This window comes from Paenibacillus sp. FSL L8-0158, from assembly GCF_038592965.1.
GTDB classification, from domain to species: domain Bacteria; phylum Bacillota; class Bacilli; order Paenibacillales; family Paenibacillaceae; genus Paenibacillus; species Paenibacillus polymyxa_D.
On sequence record NZ_CP151949.1, the window covers coordinates 497,119 to 513,477 of the forward strand.

10 protein-coding genes are annotated in these 16,359 nt (G+C 47.3%); 8 read left to right on the forward strand and 2 right to left on the reverse strand.

All coding sequences use genetic code 11. The features are described from left to right. Positions 1 to 133 precede the first annotated feature (133 nt). From NSQ68_RS02215 to NSQ68_RS02225, 3 genes are all read left to right on the forward strand, one after another. Positions 134 to 1,147 carry an NAD(P)-dependent alcohol dehydrogenase gene (locus NSQ68_RS02215; protein WP_342427824.1) on the forward strand — a complete coding sequence of 338 codons (1,014 nt, stop codon included), beginning with the start codon at positions 134 to 136 and terminating at the stop codon, positions 1,145 to 1,147. Positions 1,148 to 1,300: 153 nt separating this feature from the next. Continuing rightward, a complete protein-coding gene (locus tag NSQ68_RS02220; RefSeq protein ID WP_342427825.1) occupies positions 1,301 to 2,458 on the forward strand; it encodes an SMP-30/gluconolactonase/LRE family protein in 1,158 nt (385 codons plus the stop codon). A 17-nt stretch (positions 2,459 to 2,475) separates the two neighbouring features. Beyond that, positions 2,476 to 3,264, forward strand: coding sequence for an SDR family oxidoreductase (locus NSQ68_RS02225; protein WP_076294512.1), 789 nt, complete (start codon positions 2,476 to 2,478; stop codon positions 3,262 to 3,264). Positions 3,265 to 3,549: 285 nt separating this feature from the next. On the opposite strand, the gene NSQ68_RS02230 is transcribed toward NSQ68_RS02225, so the two are convergent. Beyond that, positions 3,550 to 4,641 carry a hypothetical protein gene (locus NSQ68_RS02230; protein ID WP_307351861.1) on the reverse strand — a complete coding sequence of 364 codons (1,092 nt, stop codon included), beginning with the start codon at positions 4,639 to 4,641 and terminating at the stop codon, positions 3,550 to 3,552. 272 nt (positions 4,642 to 4,913) lie between these two features. Here NSQ68_RS02230 and NSQ68_RS02235 point away from each other — a divergent pair, with 272 nt between their 5' ends. Beyond that, positions 4,914 to 6,614, forward strand: a complete 1,701-nt coding sequence (locus tag NSQ68_RS02235) for an alpha-glucosidase (RefSeq protein WP_342427826.1) — start codon at positions 4,914 to 4,916, stop codon at positions 6,612 to 6,614. 151 nt (positions 6,615 to 6,765) lie between these two features. Here the strand turns inward: NSQ68_RS02235 and pdaA are convergent, their stop codons facing one another. Further along, positions 6,766 to 7,563 (reverse strand): delta-lactam-biosynthetic de-N-acetylase, encoded by a 798-nt coding sequence (gene pdaA / locus NSQ68_RS02240; RefSeq protein WP_342427827.1) that lies wholly within the window; start codon positions 7,561 to 7,563, stop codon positions 6,766 to 6,768. 261 nt (positions 7,564 to 7,824) lie between these two features. On the opposite strand from pdaA, the gene NSQ68_RS02245 reads away from it, so the two are divergent. The 4 genes from NSQ68_RS02245 to NSQ68_RS02260 all read left to right on the forward strand — a co-directional run bounded on the left by NSQ68_RS02245 (position 7,825) and on the right by NSQ68_RS02260 (position 16,346). Next, positions 7,825 to 8,847, forward strand: coding sequence for an ATP-binding cassette domain-containing protein (locus NSQ68_RS02245; protein WP_342427828.1), 1,023 nt, complete (start codon positions 7,825 to 7,827; stop codon positions 8,845 to 8,847). Further along, a complete protein-coding gene (locus tag NSQ68_RS02250) occupies positions 8,844 to 9,509 on the forward strand; it encodes a methionine ABC transporter permease (protein WP_029514704.1) in 666 nt (221 codons plus the stop codon). The genes NSQ68_RS02245 and NSQ68_RS02250 overlap by 4 nt, the downstream gene beginning before the upstream one ends. Positions 9,510 to 9,731: 222 nt before the next feature. Further along, positions 9,732 to 13,040, forward strand: coding sequence for an S-layer homology domain-containing protein (locus NSQ68_RS02255; RefSeq protein WP_342427829.1), 3,309 nt, complete (start codon positions 9,732 to 9,734; stop codon positions 13,038 to 13,040). A gap of 162 nt (positions 13,041 to 13,202) precedes the next feature. Then, positions 13,203 to 16,346 (forward strand): ATP-binding protein, encoded by a 3,144-nt coding sequence (locus tag NSQ68_RS02260; RefSeq protein WP_342427830.1) that lies wholly within the window; start codon positions 13,203 to 13,205, stop codon positions 16,344 to 16,346. Positions 16,347 to 16,359 lie beyond the last annotated feature (13 nt).

The following is a 16,359-nucleotide window of genomic DNA, read 5'->3' on the forward strand; positions in this document are numbered from 1 at the left end:
TTATTTTTAAAGTAAAGATTGACGTTTTGAAGACAATTGGATACAGTGTACTATATAAGAAACAGTGTTTCCTTGGCGATACACTGTATCTATATTAGGTAAAAGGTTTAACATTACAGGGAGGACAACCAAAATGAAAGCAGTGCAACTGAAAAACGGTTTTGGCTTTGAAGAGTTAACCTTGACGGAACTTGACACACCGGTGCCGGGACGGCTGGAAGTTCTGATCCGCATAAAGGCAGCGTCCCTCAATTACCGTGATTTGGTAGTTATCAACGGAGTCATGCCGATCGGCATTCAATTTCCCTTCATTCCGTTATCCGATGGAGCGGGTGAAATTGTAGCTGTGGGCGAAGGGGTGACAAAATTTCAGGTTGGACAAAGGGTAGCAGCAAATTTACAACAGAAATTCATTGGCGGGAGCACGAGAGCGGAGGTCTTAAAGGACAGTCTGGGAGGCCCGCTCAGTGGAGTGGCGGCTGAATATATCGTTCTGCATGAAGAAGGGGTCGTCGCCATTCCGGATCACCTTTCCTGGGAGGAGGCTTCCACCTTGCCGATTGCGGCATTAACCGCATGGAGCATGCTGATGGAATCCGGTGGGCTACGAGCGGGAGATACGGTGCTCTTGCAAGGAACAGGCGGTGTTTCCATCTTTGGGCTTCAATTCTCTCTGATGGCGGGAGCACGGGTAATTATCACATCGAGCAGCAATGACAAGCTGGAACGGGCAAAGGCTCTCGGCGCATGGCAGACAATCAACTATTCGGAAGTTCCAGAGTGGGATAAAGTGGCTCTGGAGCTGACAGGCGACGGAGTCGACCATGTCCTGGATGTAGGGGGAGCGGCAACAATGGCGCAATCCATCAATGCACTTCGTACCGGAGGGACTGTGAGCATGGTCGGATTCTTATCGGGCTTGACCATTCCTGAGTTCGATGTCACCAGCATTTTGCAGAAGGCTGCGACGATTCGCGGCAGCCAAGTCGGTAACCGGGAACATTTCGAAAACATGAATCGTGCCATTTCCCGCCATCGTTTACATCCTGTCATCGACCGGGTATTCCCGCTCAGCCGAATCGGCGAAGCCTTCGCACTTTTGGCTGAAGGAAAACAGTATTTCGGTAAAATCGTCGTTCAAATATAAATGAGCATTTTGCATAAATCCCAAGAGCGATTTCAAATCAGCAATATATAGATCGAAACGGTTTAGTTCGTCTATATAGTGTACTTTCGAGCGTTGGGTATCAAATTATGCAAAATGCTGAAATATTATTCACATCACATAGGAGGCACTCTAATGCCCAGTAAACCTGATTTATCTGTCAAAGATTCTCAAGGAAGAAAGAATAAAAAAACGCGTAAGTGGGTACGCAGAACCGGATTATCGCTGCTGTCGGTAATCCTTCTGGGAGTGGTTATTTTTATGCTCATCCCTTCCCCGGTCCAGCCTGCAAAATGGCTTGCACCTTCGGCCCCCTCTTTTGAACAAGCGGGTCCATGGCAACAAAACAACAAACTCAGCTCCGCAGAGCTTGTTACAGATGCCCCTAAGTTTCCGGAATTTATCACCTTTGACAAGGAAGGAAATTTATATACGGGAGACTCCGACGGGAAAATTTATAAGGTTGCCTTTGATACAAAGGGCAATCCGCAAAAGGCCCAGCTATATGCAGATACCAAAGGAACGCCCAATGGACTTATGTTTGACGCAAGTGGAAATCTGATCGTAACGGATGTTAAGAAGGGGCTGCTGTCGGTAGATCCTTCCGGAAACGTGACGGTGTTGGCCAATCAAGTCGACGGCACACCGATCTATTTGGCCAACGAGCTGGATATTGCCAAAGATGGTACCATTTATTTTTCTGACACCTCCAATTATGGCAGTGTAGTCTTCAAAGAAATCGCCGAGAACAAGCCGCATGGACGTTTGCTGAAATATGATCCGGCGACCAAGCAGACGACAGTTCTGTTGGAAGGCCTTTATTTTGCGAACGGGGTTGCCTTGTCTGCGGACGAAGATTTTGTACTTGTGGCAGAGTCGTATCACTACCAATTGACCCGATACTGGCTCAAAGGGCCGAAGAAGGGGACTTCGGATATTTTTGCGGATAATCTCGCCGGTTTTCCGGATAACATTACGCGTGATGATCAAGGCCATTTCTGGGTCGGTCTCTTCACAACACGTATTCCCTTTGTAGATCAGATGCATGGAAGCCCGTGGCTGGCTGGAATGATGGCCAAATTGCCTCAATCGCTGCTCAGCGGTGCAAGCGCACCTGTGAAGCATGGACTTGCTGTGGAGCTTAATCCGCAGGGTAAACTCATCGGAAGCTGGCATGATCCTGAAGGCTCGCTTTATGGGGTAACCACGGCTGTAAACCATGACGGATATTTATATATAGGTACAGCTCCTGGAGGCAGCCAGGGTGTTCATCGCGTGCTTTTAACCAAATAAGCTTGGGAGGGTTTAACATGATATTGGATGAGTTGAAATTATCCTGGAAAGCGAAGGAAAGCCTGGCCGGGAAAGTAGCTTTGGTAACAGGCGCAAGCAGCGGCATTGGGGCATCGATTGCAAAAAAACTGGCAAAGCGAGGCGCGTATGTAGCTGTATTGGCACGCCGTCAGGAGCGATTGGATGAATTGGTTCGCGACTTGCACCAAGAGGAATTGTATGAGGTCATGGCAATACCTGCCGATATCCAAAAAGCTGAAGACGTACAGCAGGCGGTCCACGCCATTCTTGAACGCTGGGGGCGGCTTGACATTATCGTTGCCAATGCCGGCTTCGGGTATCGAAGCCCACTGGCAGAGGTGGAACTGGAACGCTGGGAGGAGCTTTACAAGACGAATGTGCACGGTCTTGTCCTGACACTGAAGTACGGACTTCAGCCGATGAGGGAACAGGCCAAGGGGGATGTTGTCATTGTCTCCTCTATTGCAGCGAAGGAAGTGGTTGCCGGAGGAGGACTATACAGCGCTACCAAGTACGGCGTTAGCGCCATAGCCTCTGCATTGCGTTTGGAGACCAGTACGCAAGGAATTCGTGTAACTGCGATTCACCCCGGGGCGGTGGCGACGGAATTTTCGCAGGTGGCCGGATATCCCGAGCAGGAAATTCGGGCGTTTGCTTCGAGCGTTTTGCCGCTGCATCCCGATGATGTTGCAGAAGCTGCCCTTTATGCACTTGAGCAGCCGGAGCATGTCAATATTCCAGAGTTGACCATTATGCCTTCGAGGCAGGTCCAGCGGTTCAAATAGAGCGATATTTATTCTGACACAAATCGGGTATAGTCATCGCCGATGCCGGGTATGGCGGCGAAGAGGACTACGTGCCTTCGCTTGACCATAACCGCTCAAATGGGTGAGCATGAACCAAAAAGCGCGAAGTACAGGGAAATAACCCTTGCACTCGCGCTTTTTTATACTAATGACGAAGCGTGACTGTCCATTAAAGTTTAAAACCAGCTTTGGGACAGCTCCATTTACTATAGAGCAGTCCATATCCTGGCCCCACGTTCGCTCATCCAGTCATCGTAAGCACAGCTATAGTGTAATGACGTACAGACCTAGCGGCGTAGTTGCACTGCCGGCGACCATGAAGCTGAGATCATAGCTGGATCTGCCGGGAGGGACGCTGATGTCAGTCAGCCGACATACCTTGGTATTATCTCGTAGCAAAGGGATACCATATACACGTTCATCCACGCGTACAGACCCGGCGAACGCTCCCCCACGTGGATTGGCGTAGATTCGTACGATACGTACCTCGTCACTGTCGTTAACGATAGGAATGGTCGCGTTGTATATGGTTCCGAATTGCCCGCGATTATCTAGCGCAGGCCCCAGCTCGCTGCGTGCCCCGGTAAACAGCAGATCGGCAGGAGCCTCGCCGTTCAGCTTTTTGGTGGCACACGCCCGATAGTTGGCGCTCTGCCCCACCACGTACTCTGGCATTCGCGCATTCGTTTCGGAAAAGGACCACACCCCTCGTGGATGCGCCTGTGGAGGAGGTACGGGAGGGAGCGCATCCGTATGAATCTGGCGCAGATTGGTCTGTGTATCCTTGCTGACCACGGTGCGAATCACATAATCCAGCGTACCGTGGCCTTCAGCAAATTCTACTGTGAGGTCATAGATGAATCCGGCCAGCGATCCTTCGGGCAGCACAAATTCCTCCAGCAGGGCGGTGCCTTTGCCGAATTTATGACGGTCTGCTGGCTTCACACGTTCCATCGTACCCGCCAAACAGCTTTTGGCAATAGACTGCCCGACATCTATAATCCAGTTGCCGTCCTCAGGCACAATCTTAAGAGCGCGTTCAATATGGCGCACTTCCAGTTTAGCAGCGCTTCTGTTCTCTACAGTGATGCCCAGTTTAACAGGGCTGCCGATTTTGTTATAATGCCAGCCGAAAATGCGATGCTTGACCGTCCGGGTTGTGGTGCGAACCATGTCATGCCACAGGGTAGCTTGCTCGGTAGGTACCGTCACATGGGTAAGCGTCTCCGGGTTATCGCTAAGCATCAGGCGGCGTGTTCCGCCCTCAGTGGCTGACTCCACATCCACATGGATGTTGGGTGGGATCACGGCAGTTTCCACAATCAGATCCTTTGGCTCCTTGGGTCGATGGTTCATGTAAATTCCTCCTTTTATTCAAAAGTGGCACCGCTTTGGGTACATGTATATGGGCAGTTCATAAATATAGGTAACGCCAGATCCATTTATACAACCTGTTTTACAAAATATTTTTTTAAAATAAACCTCCGCAGGTTATAGCGGCTCTGCTAATGCGTCGAAGCAAGCTTACAAGGCTCTTGTTCCCAATCACCAACGATTCGCAGCCAGGTATTGCGTGTATGTTAAGAGCATAAGCTATTGGTTGTACAGAGAAGCTATGGGAGGGAAACATGTCTAGAAAAATATGGTGGAAGGAAGCCGTTGTATATCAGATTTACCCGATCAGTTTTCAGGATTCTGACGGAGATGGTAAAGGGGACTTGCGAGGCATTTTGTCCAGGCTGGATTATTTGTGTGAACTGGGTATTGATGTAATCTGGATTTGCCCGATATATAAGTCGCCCAATCACGATAATGGATATGATATTAGCGATTACTATGCCATTATGGATGAGTTTGGAACAATGGAGGATTTTGACGAGCTGCTTCACCAGGCGCATGAACGAGGTATCAAAATAATGATGGATTTGGTATTAAACCATACATCGGATGAGCATCCGTGGTTTACGGAGTCACGCTCGTCCAAGGATAATCCGAAGCGGGACTACTACATATGGAAAACAGGCAAAAATGGCGGATATCCGAACAACTGGGAATCGTATTTTTCTGGCTCAGTGTGGAAATATGACAAGCTTACAGACGAATATTACATGCATCTATATTCCGAGCATCAGCCGGATCTGAACTGGGAAAATGAAGAGATGATGGTCGAGCTCTACCGCATGGTGGAATGGTGGCTGAAAAAGGGAGTCGATGGCTTCCGTTTTGACGCTATTGCCCATATTGTCAAAGCCGAAGGGCTGCCGGATGCCGATAATCCCGATAAACGAACCTTGGTGCGGGCCTATCAGCTCTTTTCCAACCTGGAGCAGGTACATGTACTTCTACGGATGCTGAACGAAAAGGTACTGGTGCGTTATCCCTTAATGACGGTCGGCGAGACGTCCGGTTTAGGCCCCGAGCAGGCGCTTGATTATGTGGGGGACCAGCGGCATGAACTGAATATGGTTTTCCAGTTTGAACACATGTTTATTGATGCACAAGGGTTAGGAACGGAAAAGTGGAAATCCAAGCCGTGGACGCTGGTGGAGCTGAAAAAAATAATGAGCAGTTGGCAGACAGTGCTTCATCAGGAAGGATGGAATGCCAATTATCTCAACAATCATGATCAACCTCGGGCTCTCTCCAGATTTGCGAATGATGGACAATATCGTGTGGAATCCGCCAAAATGCTGGCAACCTTCACACATATGCTTGAAGGTACGCCTTATATTTATCAGGGTGAGGAAATTGGGATGACGAATATTGCATTCCCGTCGATTGATGATTATCGGGATGTGGAAACGTTAAACTATTATGAGCAGCAACGGAAGATTGGTGAGCCGGAGGAACAGATTATGGCGGCGATCTGGCGAAAAAGTCGGGATAATGCACGCACTCCTATGCAGTGGGATGCTGGTCCTGCGGCCGGATTTACCGATGGAGAGCCGTGGATGAAGATTAACGATAATTATACACACATTAATGCAGAGGCTGAAAGAAATAATCCAGGCTCGATTTACCACTATTATCGTAAGTTGATTGCTCTGCGCAAACAACATGAGGTCATAGTCTATGGCGAATACAAGCTACTGTTGCCACTGGATACGGAGCTGTATGTATTCACCCGTATGCTGGGAAAAGAGCGTTTGCTGGTCATTTTGAATTTCTTTGACCGTGATCCGGTGTTCCACTGGCCCGAAGGTGAGGAGCTTCCTGCCGCCAAGGCGGAACTGCTTCTCTCCAACTACGAGCCGATAAAAGGAGAAAATTTGCACGCCTTGAAGCTGCGGCCTTATGAAGCCAGAGTGTATAAGCTAACCATGCAATAGGCTTTGCTATCTTTAGAATGGTAAACGGAAGGGAAGGCTCATAGAGCCTTCCCTTCCTTGGCGTAAACTAAAAGGCCCGATTCACACTGGCTACCATGGGCAGGTGTGGATCGGGCTGATAACGTAACGGCTCATTAAATCCAGTTACTATTTAGTGATAATGTTTTACCTTAAGGTCGTCTAGACTTTTAAACTCATACCCTTGCTTGCGAGCCTCGTCGATGATAGAAGCAAGCGCCTCGGCATTATCCTTGGATACGGAATGGAGCAAAATGACCGCTCCAGGGTGGAGCTGCTGCATGACTTGACGATAGGCATAGTCCGTTCCTTGCTGAATATTTCTGTCCCAGTCCTTGTAAGCCACAGACCAGAATACGCTCGTATATCCGGCTTCTCGACAGGAAGCCAATGCTTTTTCACTAAAAATGCCGCGAGGCGGCCGGACATATTTCATTTCTTTTTGCCCGGTTAGCTCTGCCGATGCATTTCGTACCCGATCCAGTTCAGACCGGATCTCTGCCGAAGAAATGGTGCTCATATCAGGATGGCTCCATGAATGGTTGCCGATAATATGGCCCTCACTCGCCATGCGTCGCATCAAAGCTGGCTGGTCTTTTACAAAATGCCCCGTCACAAAGAAGGCGGCCGGAACCTTTTTGGCCTTCAATACATCCAGCACTTTCGGAGTATACCCATTCTCATAGCCGTTGTCGAAAGTGAGAAATAATTCTTTTTTAGTCGTATCCCCCAGAAATATGCCACCTTGTCTTTCGATCAGGTGCATAAAGCCTTCTTGTGCGATGGAAGGTAGCTCCCCTCCTTTACTTTTTTTAAACCCAAAATGATAAGGCTGTCCGTCAACAGTCTGAGTAGCCCATGCGGGTTGCGCCGTAACTGCCAACATCCCCATAACTGCAATGCATAGCCACAAGGTAAATATTCGCTTCATCTATTTTCCTCCGCTTTCGTCCCGTTCGGGTAAGGTGTGTATGCTTCGACATATTTCATACCATCTGCAATATCGTACTGATTTATGCAAGGACATGCTTTGACCGAATGTAAAACTCATATTGACATGAATATTAAATCGAAGTAGTATACTTTATAAAACTCACTAGAATACTCGGATTTAATTCGATCGTTCATGCCGAAGAAAAGCATCAGCTCAGAATATCTTACATCCTTGTGAGAACGGAAGGAGTTAGGACTCATGATTGAACTTAGGAATGTATCTAAAACCTACGTGAGAAAAGGCCTAAGTATTGAAGCGTTAAAAAATATAAATATCAAAGTGGATAAAGGAGACATCTTCGGATTTATCGGATTCAGTGGCGCAGGGAAAAGTACGCTAATCCGTTTGGTCAATCGTCTTGAGAAAGTAACCAGCGGAGAGGTTCTTGTTGAAGGTGAGCAGTTAAATACCTATTCTACCTCTAGACTGCGGAAGGTAAGGAAGAAGATTGGAATGATTTTTCAGCATTTTAATCTGCTGGAATCAAAAACGGTGTTCGACAACATTGCAATTCCGTTGGTGCTGCTTAAGCGCAACAAACGCGAAATAGAGGGGCGTGTGAAAGAGCTTTTGGCGTTCATAGGATTGTCGGACAAGGCGAACAGCTATCCCAACGAGCTTTCCGGCGGACAAAAGCAACGTGTCGGGATAGCACGGGCGCTTGCAAGCAACCCGTCCATTTTGCTCTGTGATGAGGCGACCTCGGCACTTGATCCGCAGACCACGCAGTCTATTCTCGACTTGCTTCGCAAAATCAACAAGGAATACAAGATTACCATTTTAATTATCACCCATGAGATGTCGGTGATTCAGCGAATTTGCAACAAGGTTGCCGTAATGGAAAAAGGGGAAATTATCGAGCAGGGCAATGTCCTGGAGGTATTCGGGCAGCCGAAGCACCCGACGACGCAGAGCTTTGTACGCACGGTCATTCACGATGCAGTACCCGAGAGTGTGCTGCAAACGTTCGAACAGCAAGAATCACAGCGGATTTACAAGCTGGAATTTATAGGGCAGGTTGCTTCTGATCCGGTGGTTCATGAATTAATTCGGCAGCATGATATCCATGTGAATATTTTGTTTGCCAACATGACGGAGATTCAAGAAACGACGATTGGCTATATGACGATCCAACTGCGTGGTGGACAGCATTCCATTCAGCAGGCTGTTGATTTTATCAAGAGCAAAGGAGTCCATATTCAGGAGGTAGAGAGTCTATGATGATTACAGGAACCACGATAACCTGGGATCAACTGTGGGAAGCTTTGTATGAATCCGTGCTCATGGTCAGCATATCATTATTCATTGGCGCCCTGATCGGTATCCCTATCGGTATTTTACTCGTCATCACACGCCCGGGCGGAATTCTGGAGAACAAATGGCTGCACAATATTTTGAATCCGATCATTAACATTGTTCGTTCCTTGCCATTTATTATCTTGCTGATTGCAATCATTCCGTTAACCCGCCTGATAGTGCATACATCCATTGGAACCAGCGCAGCCATTGTTCCCTTAATTATATATATTGCGCCATATATCGGCAGGCTGGTCGAAAACTCGCTGTTGGAGGTGAATCCGGGGATACTGGAGGCAGCAGATGCGATGGGAGCGACCCCATTTCAGGTCATTCGCTACTTTTTGCTTCCTGAGGCATTCAGTTCTCTGATTTTGTCGTTAACGACAGCCGCTATTGGTCTGATTGGTGCTACTGCTATGGCTGGTGCGGTTGGCGGAGGCGGAATTGGCGATCTGGCGATCGCATATGGTTATCAACGTTTTGATACGCTGGTTATGCTGATTACTGTCATCATTCTAGTCTTGTTTGTACAAGGTGTTCAGTCCTTAGGCAATCTATTGTCCCGTAAAGCACGCAGGGGCTAATGATGATAAAATGTATAGTGCGTCCACCTACATAGGTGGCGCTTTTTTTATGTTTTTCTACTTCCAGTGCTTATCTAGGTCTAATTGTTCAGAATTGGTTCAGTGAACCTTCGTATAATTCTCTTAGCATAGTTCCTTGGTTGCATAATCCGTAGAACTAAACATGACTAAAGCCTTTGATAAAACAGGATATATGCCAATAAATAGCGTCTAGGAGTGGAAATGTTGAAACTTATAAATCGAAATAAATGGATTGCATCTGCGATGGTATTGGGGATTGCTTCAGGCTCCATCGTATCTCTGCCTTGGCTGGGGGGCGCCCAGACTGCTTATGCAGCGACAGCAGATACACAAAGCGAAACTGGATTTGTAGCACAAGCCCGCACCTTGGGTTTGATGACAGGCGGTAAGCAGGGCGATTTTATGGCACAAAAGAATTTGACCCGGGCAGAAGCGGCTAAAATTTTGTGCAGTCTGTTCCAGTTGGAAGTGAACAATCAGCCGCAGACTTCTTTTATGGATGTGTCGTCCGATGCATGGGGTGCTCCCTATATTGAGGCTGTACGTGCAGCCGGGTATATGACAGGCAACGGAGAACTGTTCCGTCCGGGGGATGCCATTACCAAGGAAGAACTGATCGTATCGCTAGTACGTGCAATGGACTTGCAGGATGCCAGCACAGCGGACGCACAGCAAAATGCAGTTCAGGTAGCTCGCAATTATGGTCTATTATCAGAGGATGCTTCTGCAACAGATTTGAAAAATCCGTTGAACCGGGAGAGTGGTGCGGAAGTATTCGTCAGCCTGCTGGATCATCCGGTAGGAGAAGTGAAATCAGAGGGCAATACCGTTCGAATCGGAAATATCCCGTACCAGTTGGAAGGATCTTTGCAAGGTTTGTTTGGTGAAAATAACAAAACGGTATTAAAAGGGGCAAAAATCGATCTTAACCGTAATTTACGTACACTCACAGGTGTAAATAAGCTGGAAATTAACGCAGACGGTGGCGTATTTGACGGTAAGGGTGTGTCTTTTGATGGACGCCTGATCGTCAATGGTTCGGTAACCTTGAAAAACATGTCCTCCACAGGCGTATTAGAAATCAAAGGCTCAGGTACCCAGCCTGTATCGGCAATTCTGGAAAATACGACATGGTCCGGTGTGGAGCTTGGCTCTAAAGATGCACAATTGACAGCAACCGGGACGACAAAGATTGACAACTTGACGCTGAAAAATGATGCATCGATCGTGACCGAAGGAAATGCCGCGATTAGTCGTGTTTCATTGCAACAGGGACTCGGCAAGCTGTTGGTTAACGGTAGTATTGGTTTGCTGGATGCATCTCAATATGTGGGCGTTCCTTTTATTACGCTGGCTAAGGGAGCGGCAATCAGCCAGCTTAATCTGCCGGAACAAAAACAGCCGCAGGATGTTATCATTAACTATAATGCGATGAAAGAAGCTGTTAGTCTCGTAAATGGTACGAAGAACTCATCCTCTGCTGGATCGGTTGTCACGGACACAGATAGTAAAGATAAGAAAAAACACGATAGTGACATTATCAGCGTAGACCGCAGTCAGCTGGAGACAGAAGTCCATGCAGCCAAAGAACTGCTGGAGCGTGCAGGTGAGGGTGGATCGGATCAGGCGCTTTACCCAGCCGCAGCGAAGGAAAGCCTGTCCATAGCAATCAATCAAGCTACGCTGGTACTGAACAATACAGCAGCAACACAGGCAGAGGTAGATCAAGCGCTCAGTACATTGAAACAGGATGTTTCTGTGTACACAGCCTCAGCCACAGAACCGGTGATTGGAACACAAGAATTAACTAGACTGATTCAGATAGCTTCGACTACCCTTGAACAAAACCGAATGGTTGGCGACGAATTCCCGCCTCTTTGGGATGACTCACTAAGTCAAGCTATTCAATTTGGCAACAATGTGTTGGAAGGAAATGCTCCTCAGAATATTGTGGATCGGGAAGTAAAAAGCTTGCGTCGAGTAATTGAAGTCTACAAAGCATCAGTAAAACTCAGAGATGCCTATCTGCATTTTCTCGATGTAACGGATCGTGTGGAGAATTTGAACACAGATAAAGCGCGTTATAACTCCTTAGTGAGGGAAGGATTAAGCGTATATGTGAATCCATTAACTACAACGGAGCAATTGGAAGAATGGACACGAAAAATAGAAGCTACCACAGAATCATTCTTGGTACTGCAAACAGTGGACTTCTCAGTGCTTAAAAATACTTTACAAGAAGCGCAGATTATCTACGATCAGAGTGGTTCTCAAAATGCTGAACTGTATAACCTCATTCAGGAATATACAGAGAAGATGCATACCGCTATGACGCAGCAGGACGTATTTACTTTGAACATGGAACTGAGTCAAAGGCTTGCCGAATTCAACACCCCAGAGCCTGCTACAACTCGGGAAAAACTGCAGCAGTTAGTTCAAGATATTCAACTGAAACTGCTGTTTAACCCTGTGGCTCGTAATTACTTGAATGCGGAAATGCTGTCTTTAGAGCAACAAACAGGACAAGCCAACTTTGCACTCATTATGCCGTTTACTCCTGAGGAGCAATTGGTAATCTCTTATAATCAATTAAGCCAGGCTAAAGGGACCTATACTGAAAAATATAACGAGAAAAAACTACAATTGAGAGACGAAGTCATTGGAATGCAGACATCGATCAATGGAATTTTGGTGCAAAATCCAGGCGTATTAAGCGCTGAAGCCCAACAAGCGTTATCTATTGCTTCTGAGCATGCCTCCATCTTCTTGGGGTTGCCCAACTTTGAATTGCAAGACGTTGTTCCTGTATACGAGGAGTTGCAACAGGTACAGAGCCAGTATGCTGCACCTATAGCAGGAGATACTACGTTGTTGAATTACAACATAAATTTAGCTATTAATGAAGTTCAGACGTTCGGCCGCCATTATACCGAACAAGATAACGAAGAACTTCAAGGGCGAATTAATCAGGCAAACCTTGTGCTTAATACTCCAGATAGTACACAGCTTCAGGTAGACCAGGCTAACACAGATTTGATTACAGCGTTTGCGAACTACCAATCCAAATGGATAGTAACTGATCAGGATATCCAAGAGCTCAAGACAATTGCGAACAATCTGCTCACGGCAAATGGTACAGATACTACGACGATCCAATTTCAAAGAGTAGTGGATGCATATAATCATCTGGACCCGTATTATCCTATGCCGGAAGTTAAGAAAAATTATATGAATCTGGAAGATGCGATTCAGGAGTATAAAGATTTTGTAGCCAGCCAGCAACAAAGCAGCGGAACAGGAAGCAGTGACAGCAGCAGTGGAGCAACACCGCCAAGCGATAACAGTGGAACAGGAAGCGGCGACAGCAGCAGTGGAGCAACGCCGTCAAGCGATAACAGCGGAACAGGAAGCGGCGATAGCAGTGGTGGAGCAACGCCCCCAAGCGATAGCAGCGGAGATGATTCAGGCTCGATTCCTGGCGGTAGTATTGATGACGTTATGATTCCTTAATAAGGGGAATACAGGAAGTACAAGGGTGTATAGAAGGGGACGATTCCGCACAGATTTTTGTCTGCGGCGGGCGTCCCTTTTTGCATGGGGAGCGCTTCTAATACAGCTGGTTAGAATAACCGATACTAAAAGATAGATGATATTGAAAAGAGCGGAGGATTTATGAAAAAACAGGGTGTTTTATTTTTTATTATACTTCTGCTTGCGGTTGCGTTGCCGGTGTATCCGTTAGTGTCGGGTGTTTTATCCGGGAACAGTCATTGGAAAGCTCACAACGGTGTTATTGATTTGCGTAATTGGGACCCCGATAAGGAAGGCCCTGTACAGCTGGGAGGGGAATGGGAATTTTATCCCAATCAGCTTGTGCAACCTTCATCCTTTCATGGAATACAAGATAAGGATTGGGAAAATCATCAGAGTTCTTCAGAGTTGGGGATGGAAACGAGATCTTCTGCCAAGATTGTGGATGTGCCTGGTAGATGGAATCAGTGGATGCCTGAGGGACAGGCGACGGGATATGGCACCTACCATGTCCGTATACTGTTACCTGAAAAAGTGGAAAATCTGTACGGCATCCATATGCAAAATATTCGCAGCTCCAGCCGAGTATGGATTAACGGAGCGGAGGTGGGGGCGAGTGGTATTCCCTCTGTTTCGGCCGACAAGGGCGAGCAGGGCAATGCCCCCTATGTTGGATTTGCAGCGGTAGATGGACATTCGGCTGATATTACCGTGCATGTAGCTAATTATAGCTATTCCTCCGGTGGGATCATTTATCCGCTGTTGTTTGGGGATTATGCCAGTATTACGCATAGTCGGGAAGTTGCAATGGCAGAGGACACCGTACTGGTTGCGGGATTTTTTATTCCTACCGTATTTTTTATCATGCTGTACCTTTTACGTAAAAAAGAGAAGGCACTGCTTTTCTTAGCATGCTCCTGCATCGCGGCATTATTTTACATTCTGACACATGGAGAGAAGCTGCTAGTCTGGGGAATGCCAGATTTACCTTATGAATGGATACTGAAAATACAGTCGTTCTCTTCAACGCTGTTCTACTATTTTCTGATCCGCTATGTTCATCTTTCGACGCAGATTGTTATGAATCGGATCGTGCTGCGCCTCTATAATATTGCAACTGCACTAATGCTGGGTATGGGGCTATTGTTGCCTACGCTGATACTCTCATCCTTTGAAGCGTTTATTCTTCTTTTTGGTGTAGTCAGTGTGGGATATGTATTACTGATCTTGATTCGTGGACTTCTTCAACGGACGGATGACGCTGCACTGCTAGTTATTAGTATTATGAGCATTCTTATGATTGTAGTGACTAGTTTCGTGTATATTCTGGGCTGGGGAGATGTGCGTGGGGTGACAGCCTATGAAATGCTCATATTCGTATTGGCTCAAACACTGCTGCTGGCCAAACGTTTTGTACATTCGTTTATGGAGGTTGAGAACCTGTCACGACGATTGCTCACACTGGATGGGTTGAAAAACGAATTTCTGGCGAACACGTCACATGAACTGCGCACTCCTCTGCATGGAATTATTAATATCGCTCAATCCATGCTAGACCGCTACGGGACACAATTCAATGAGCCGCAAAAGCACAATTTGGCCTTGATTGCGAATGTAGGACGCAGACTTTCTTATTTAATTAACGATATTCTGGATTTTTCTAATTTGAAAAATGGCAGATTAGCCTTAAATCGTCGGCCTGTCAATGTACAGGCAGCTGTGAATTCCGTGCTGGAGGTATTGGGGCATACGGTGGGTAAGAAAAAGCTCCTATTCGTCAAAGAATGGCCCAGTTCATTGCCCAAGGTGGATGCGGATGAGGATCGGCTGATTCAGATTTTGTACAATTTATTGGGGAATGCGGTGAAATTTACGGAGGAAGGCAAAATCGTAATCTCTGCCAAAGCAGGGACCCGTGAAATGGAAATCAGTGTAAAGGATACCGGCTCCGGTATTGCCCAGGAGCATCTTTCGCATATATTTGAACCTTTTAACCGAGGGGCGAATGCTGAGGATGAAGGATACAGTGGAACAGGGCTTGGATTAGGCATAGTCCGTCGTCTGGTGGAACTGCATGGGGGTCATATCCGGATAGAATCTAGATTGGGCAAGGGTTCGACCTTTTATTTTACACTGCCCTTGGCGCAGAACGAAACGTTGGGACATGAAGCTCAAAAAGATGTTTCGCCTGCGGTTATATTGCAGCCTAGCATGACGTCGGGTCAGAATGTGATTCCGCATGAAGAGGATGCACTGGAGCGAGTTCAGACTGTTCCTTACAAAGTGCTGGCTGTAGATGACGACGAGGTTAATCTTCGGGTGCTGGAGGAACTATTATATACCACAGGTTGTAGCGTGGTGGCTGTGGACCATGCCGAGGAGGCACTTCACATGCTGAATGGCCGTACCCGATTTGACCTAGTAATTACAGATTGGATGATGCCGGAAATGTCCGGTATTGAGCTGTGCCGACGGATAAGGGAACGGTATTCCCTGTCCGAGCTACCGGTGTTGCTGCTGACGGTACGTGATCTGCCCGGCGATATCCGCGCAGGTTTTATGGCGGGAGCGAATGATTTTCTACGTAAGCCTGTTGATGCTGAGGAATTAAAAGCGCGTGTGCGCACGCTGTTGAACATGCGTCATTCAGCGGAGGAAGCGGTGCGTTCGGAAATGGCCTTTTTACAGGCACAAATCAAGCCGCATTTTCTGTACAATGCCTTGAATGTCATTGTTTCGACCGTAGCCGTAGACCCGGACAAAGCAGCGGAGCTGCTCATGGAGCTGAGCCAGTATTTGCGGGGTAGTTTTGATTTTCAGAACAGGGAGAATACGGTACCGTTATCCAAGGAGCTGGAATTGGTAGAATCGTATGTGGCACTGGAGAAAGCACGATTTGAAGAACGTTTGCAGGTGACCGTAGAGGTAGGAAGGAACATCCGGTCGCTTATCCCGCCATTAAGTATTCAGCCCATTGTGGAAAATGCGATACGACATGGTGTGATGCAACGGGCAACAGGTGGAACCGTGCGAGTGGTTGTGCAGGAGGATGGAACCGATTTTGTGGTCAGCGTGACCGATGACGGCGTAGGGATTCCACCCGAGCGACTGGAACAACTGCTGTCGGAGGATCATATATCTTCCAGCGTGGGACTGCGTAATATCCATCGCCGTCTTATTCATATGTATGGAGAAGGATTGCGGATTGAAAGTAATCCTATGCAAGGGACGACGGTAAGCTTCCGTGTGCTGGAAACGATTTTGCCCCGAAATACCGATGAATAAAAAAAGTACAGTA

What these genes read in the sequence shown, in the direction of transcription:
- NSQ68_RS02215 (WP_342427824.1), top strand. Translation starts at nt 134, where the DNA reads ATGAAAGCAGTGCAACTGAAAAACGGTTTTGGCTTTGAAGAGTTAACC.
- NSQ68_RS02220 (WP_342427825.1), top strand. Translation starts at nt 1,301, where the DNA reads ATGCCCAGTAAACCTGATTTATCTGTCAAAGATTCTCAAGGAAGAAAG.
- NSQ68_RS02225 (WP_076294512.1), top strand. Translation starts at nt 2,476, where the DNA reads ATGATATTGGATGAGTTGAAATTATCCTGGAAAGCGAAGGAAAGCCTG.
- NSQ68_RS02230 (WP_307351861.1), bottom strand. Translation starts at nt 4,641, where the DNA reads ATGAACCATCGACCCAAGGAGCCAAAGGATCTGATTGTGGAAACTGCC.
- NSQ68_RS02235 (WP_342427826.1), top strand. Translation starts at nt 4,914, where the DNA reads ATGTCTAGAAAAATATGGTGGAAGGAAGCCGTTGTATATCAGATTTAC.
- pdaA (WP_342427827.1), bottom strand. Translation starts at nt 7,563, where the DNA reads ATGAAGCGAATATTTACCTTGTGGCTATGCATTGCAGTTATGGGGATG.
- NSQ68_RS02245 (WP_342427828.1), top strand. Translation starts at nt 7,825, where the DNA reads ATGATTGAACTTAGGAATGTATCTAAAACCTACGTGAGAAAAGGCCTA.
- NSQ68_RS02250 (WP_029514704.1), top strand. Translation starts at nt 8,844, where the DNA reads ATGATGATTACAGGAACCACGATAACCTGGGATCAACTGTGGGAAGCT.
- NSQ68_RS02255 (WP_342427829.1), top strand. Translation starts at nt 9,732, where the DNA reads ATGTTGAAACTTATAAATCGAAATAAATGGATTGCATCTGCGATGGTA.
- NSQ68_RS02260 (WP_342427830.1), top strand. Translation starts at nt 13,203, where the DNA reads ATGAAAAAACAGGGTGTTTTATTTTTTATTATACTTCTGCTTGCGGTT.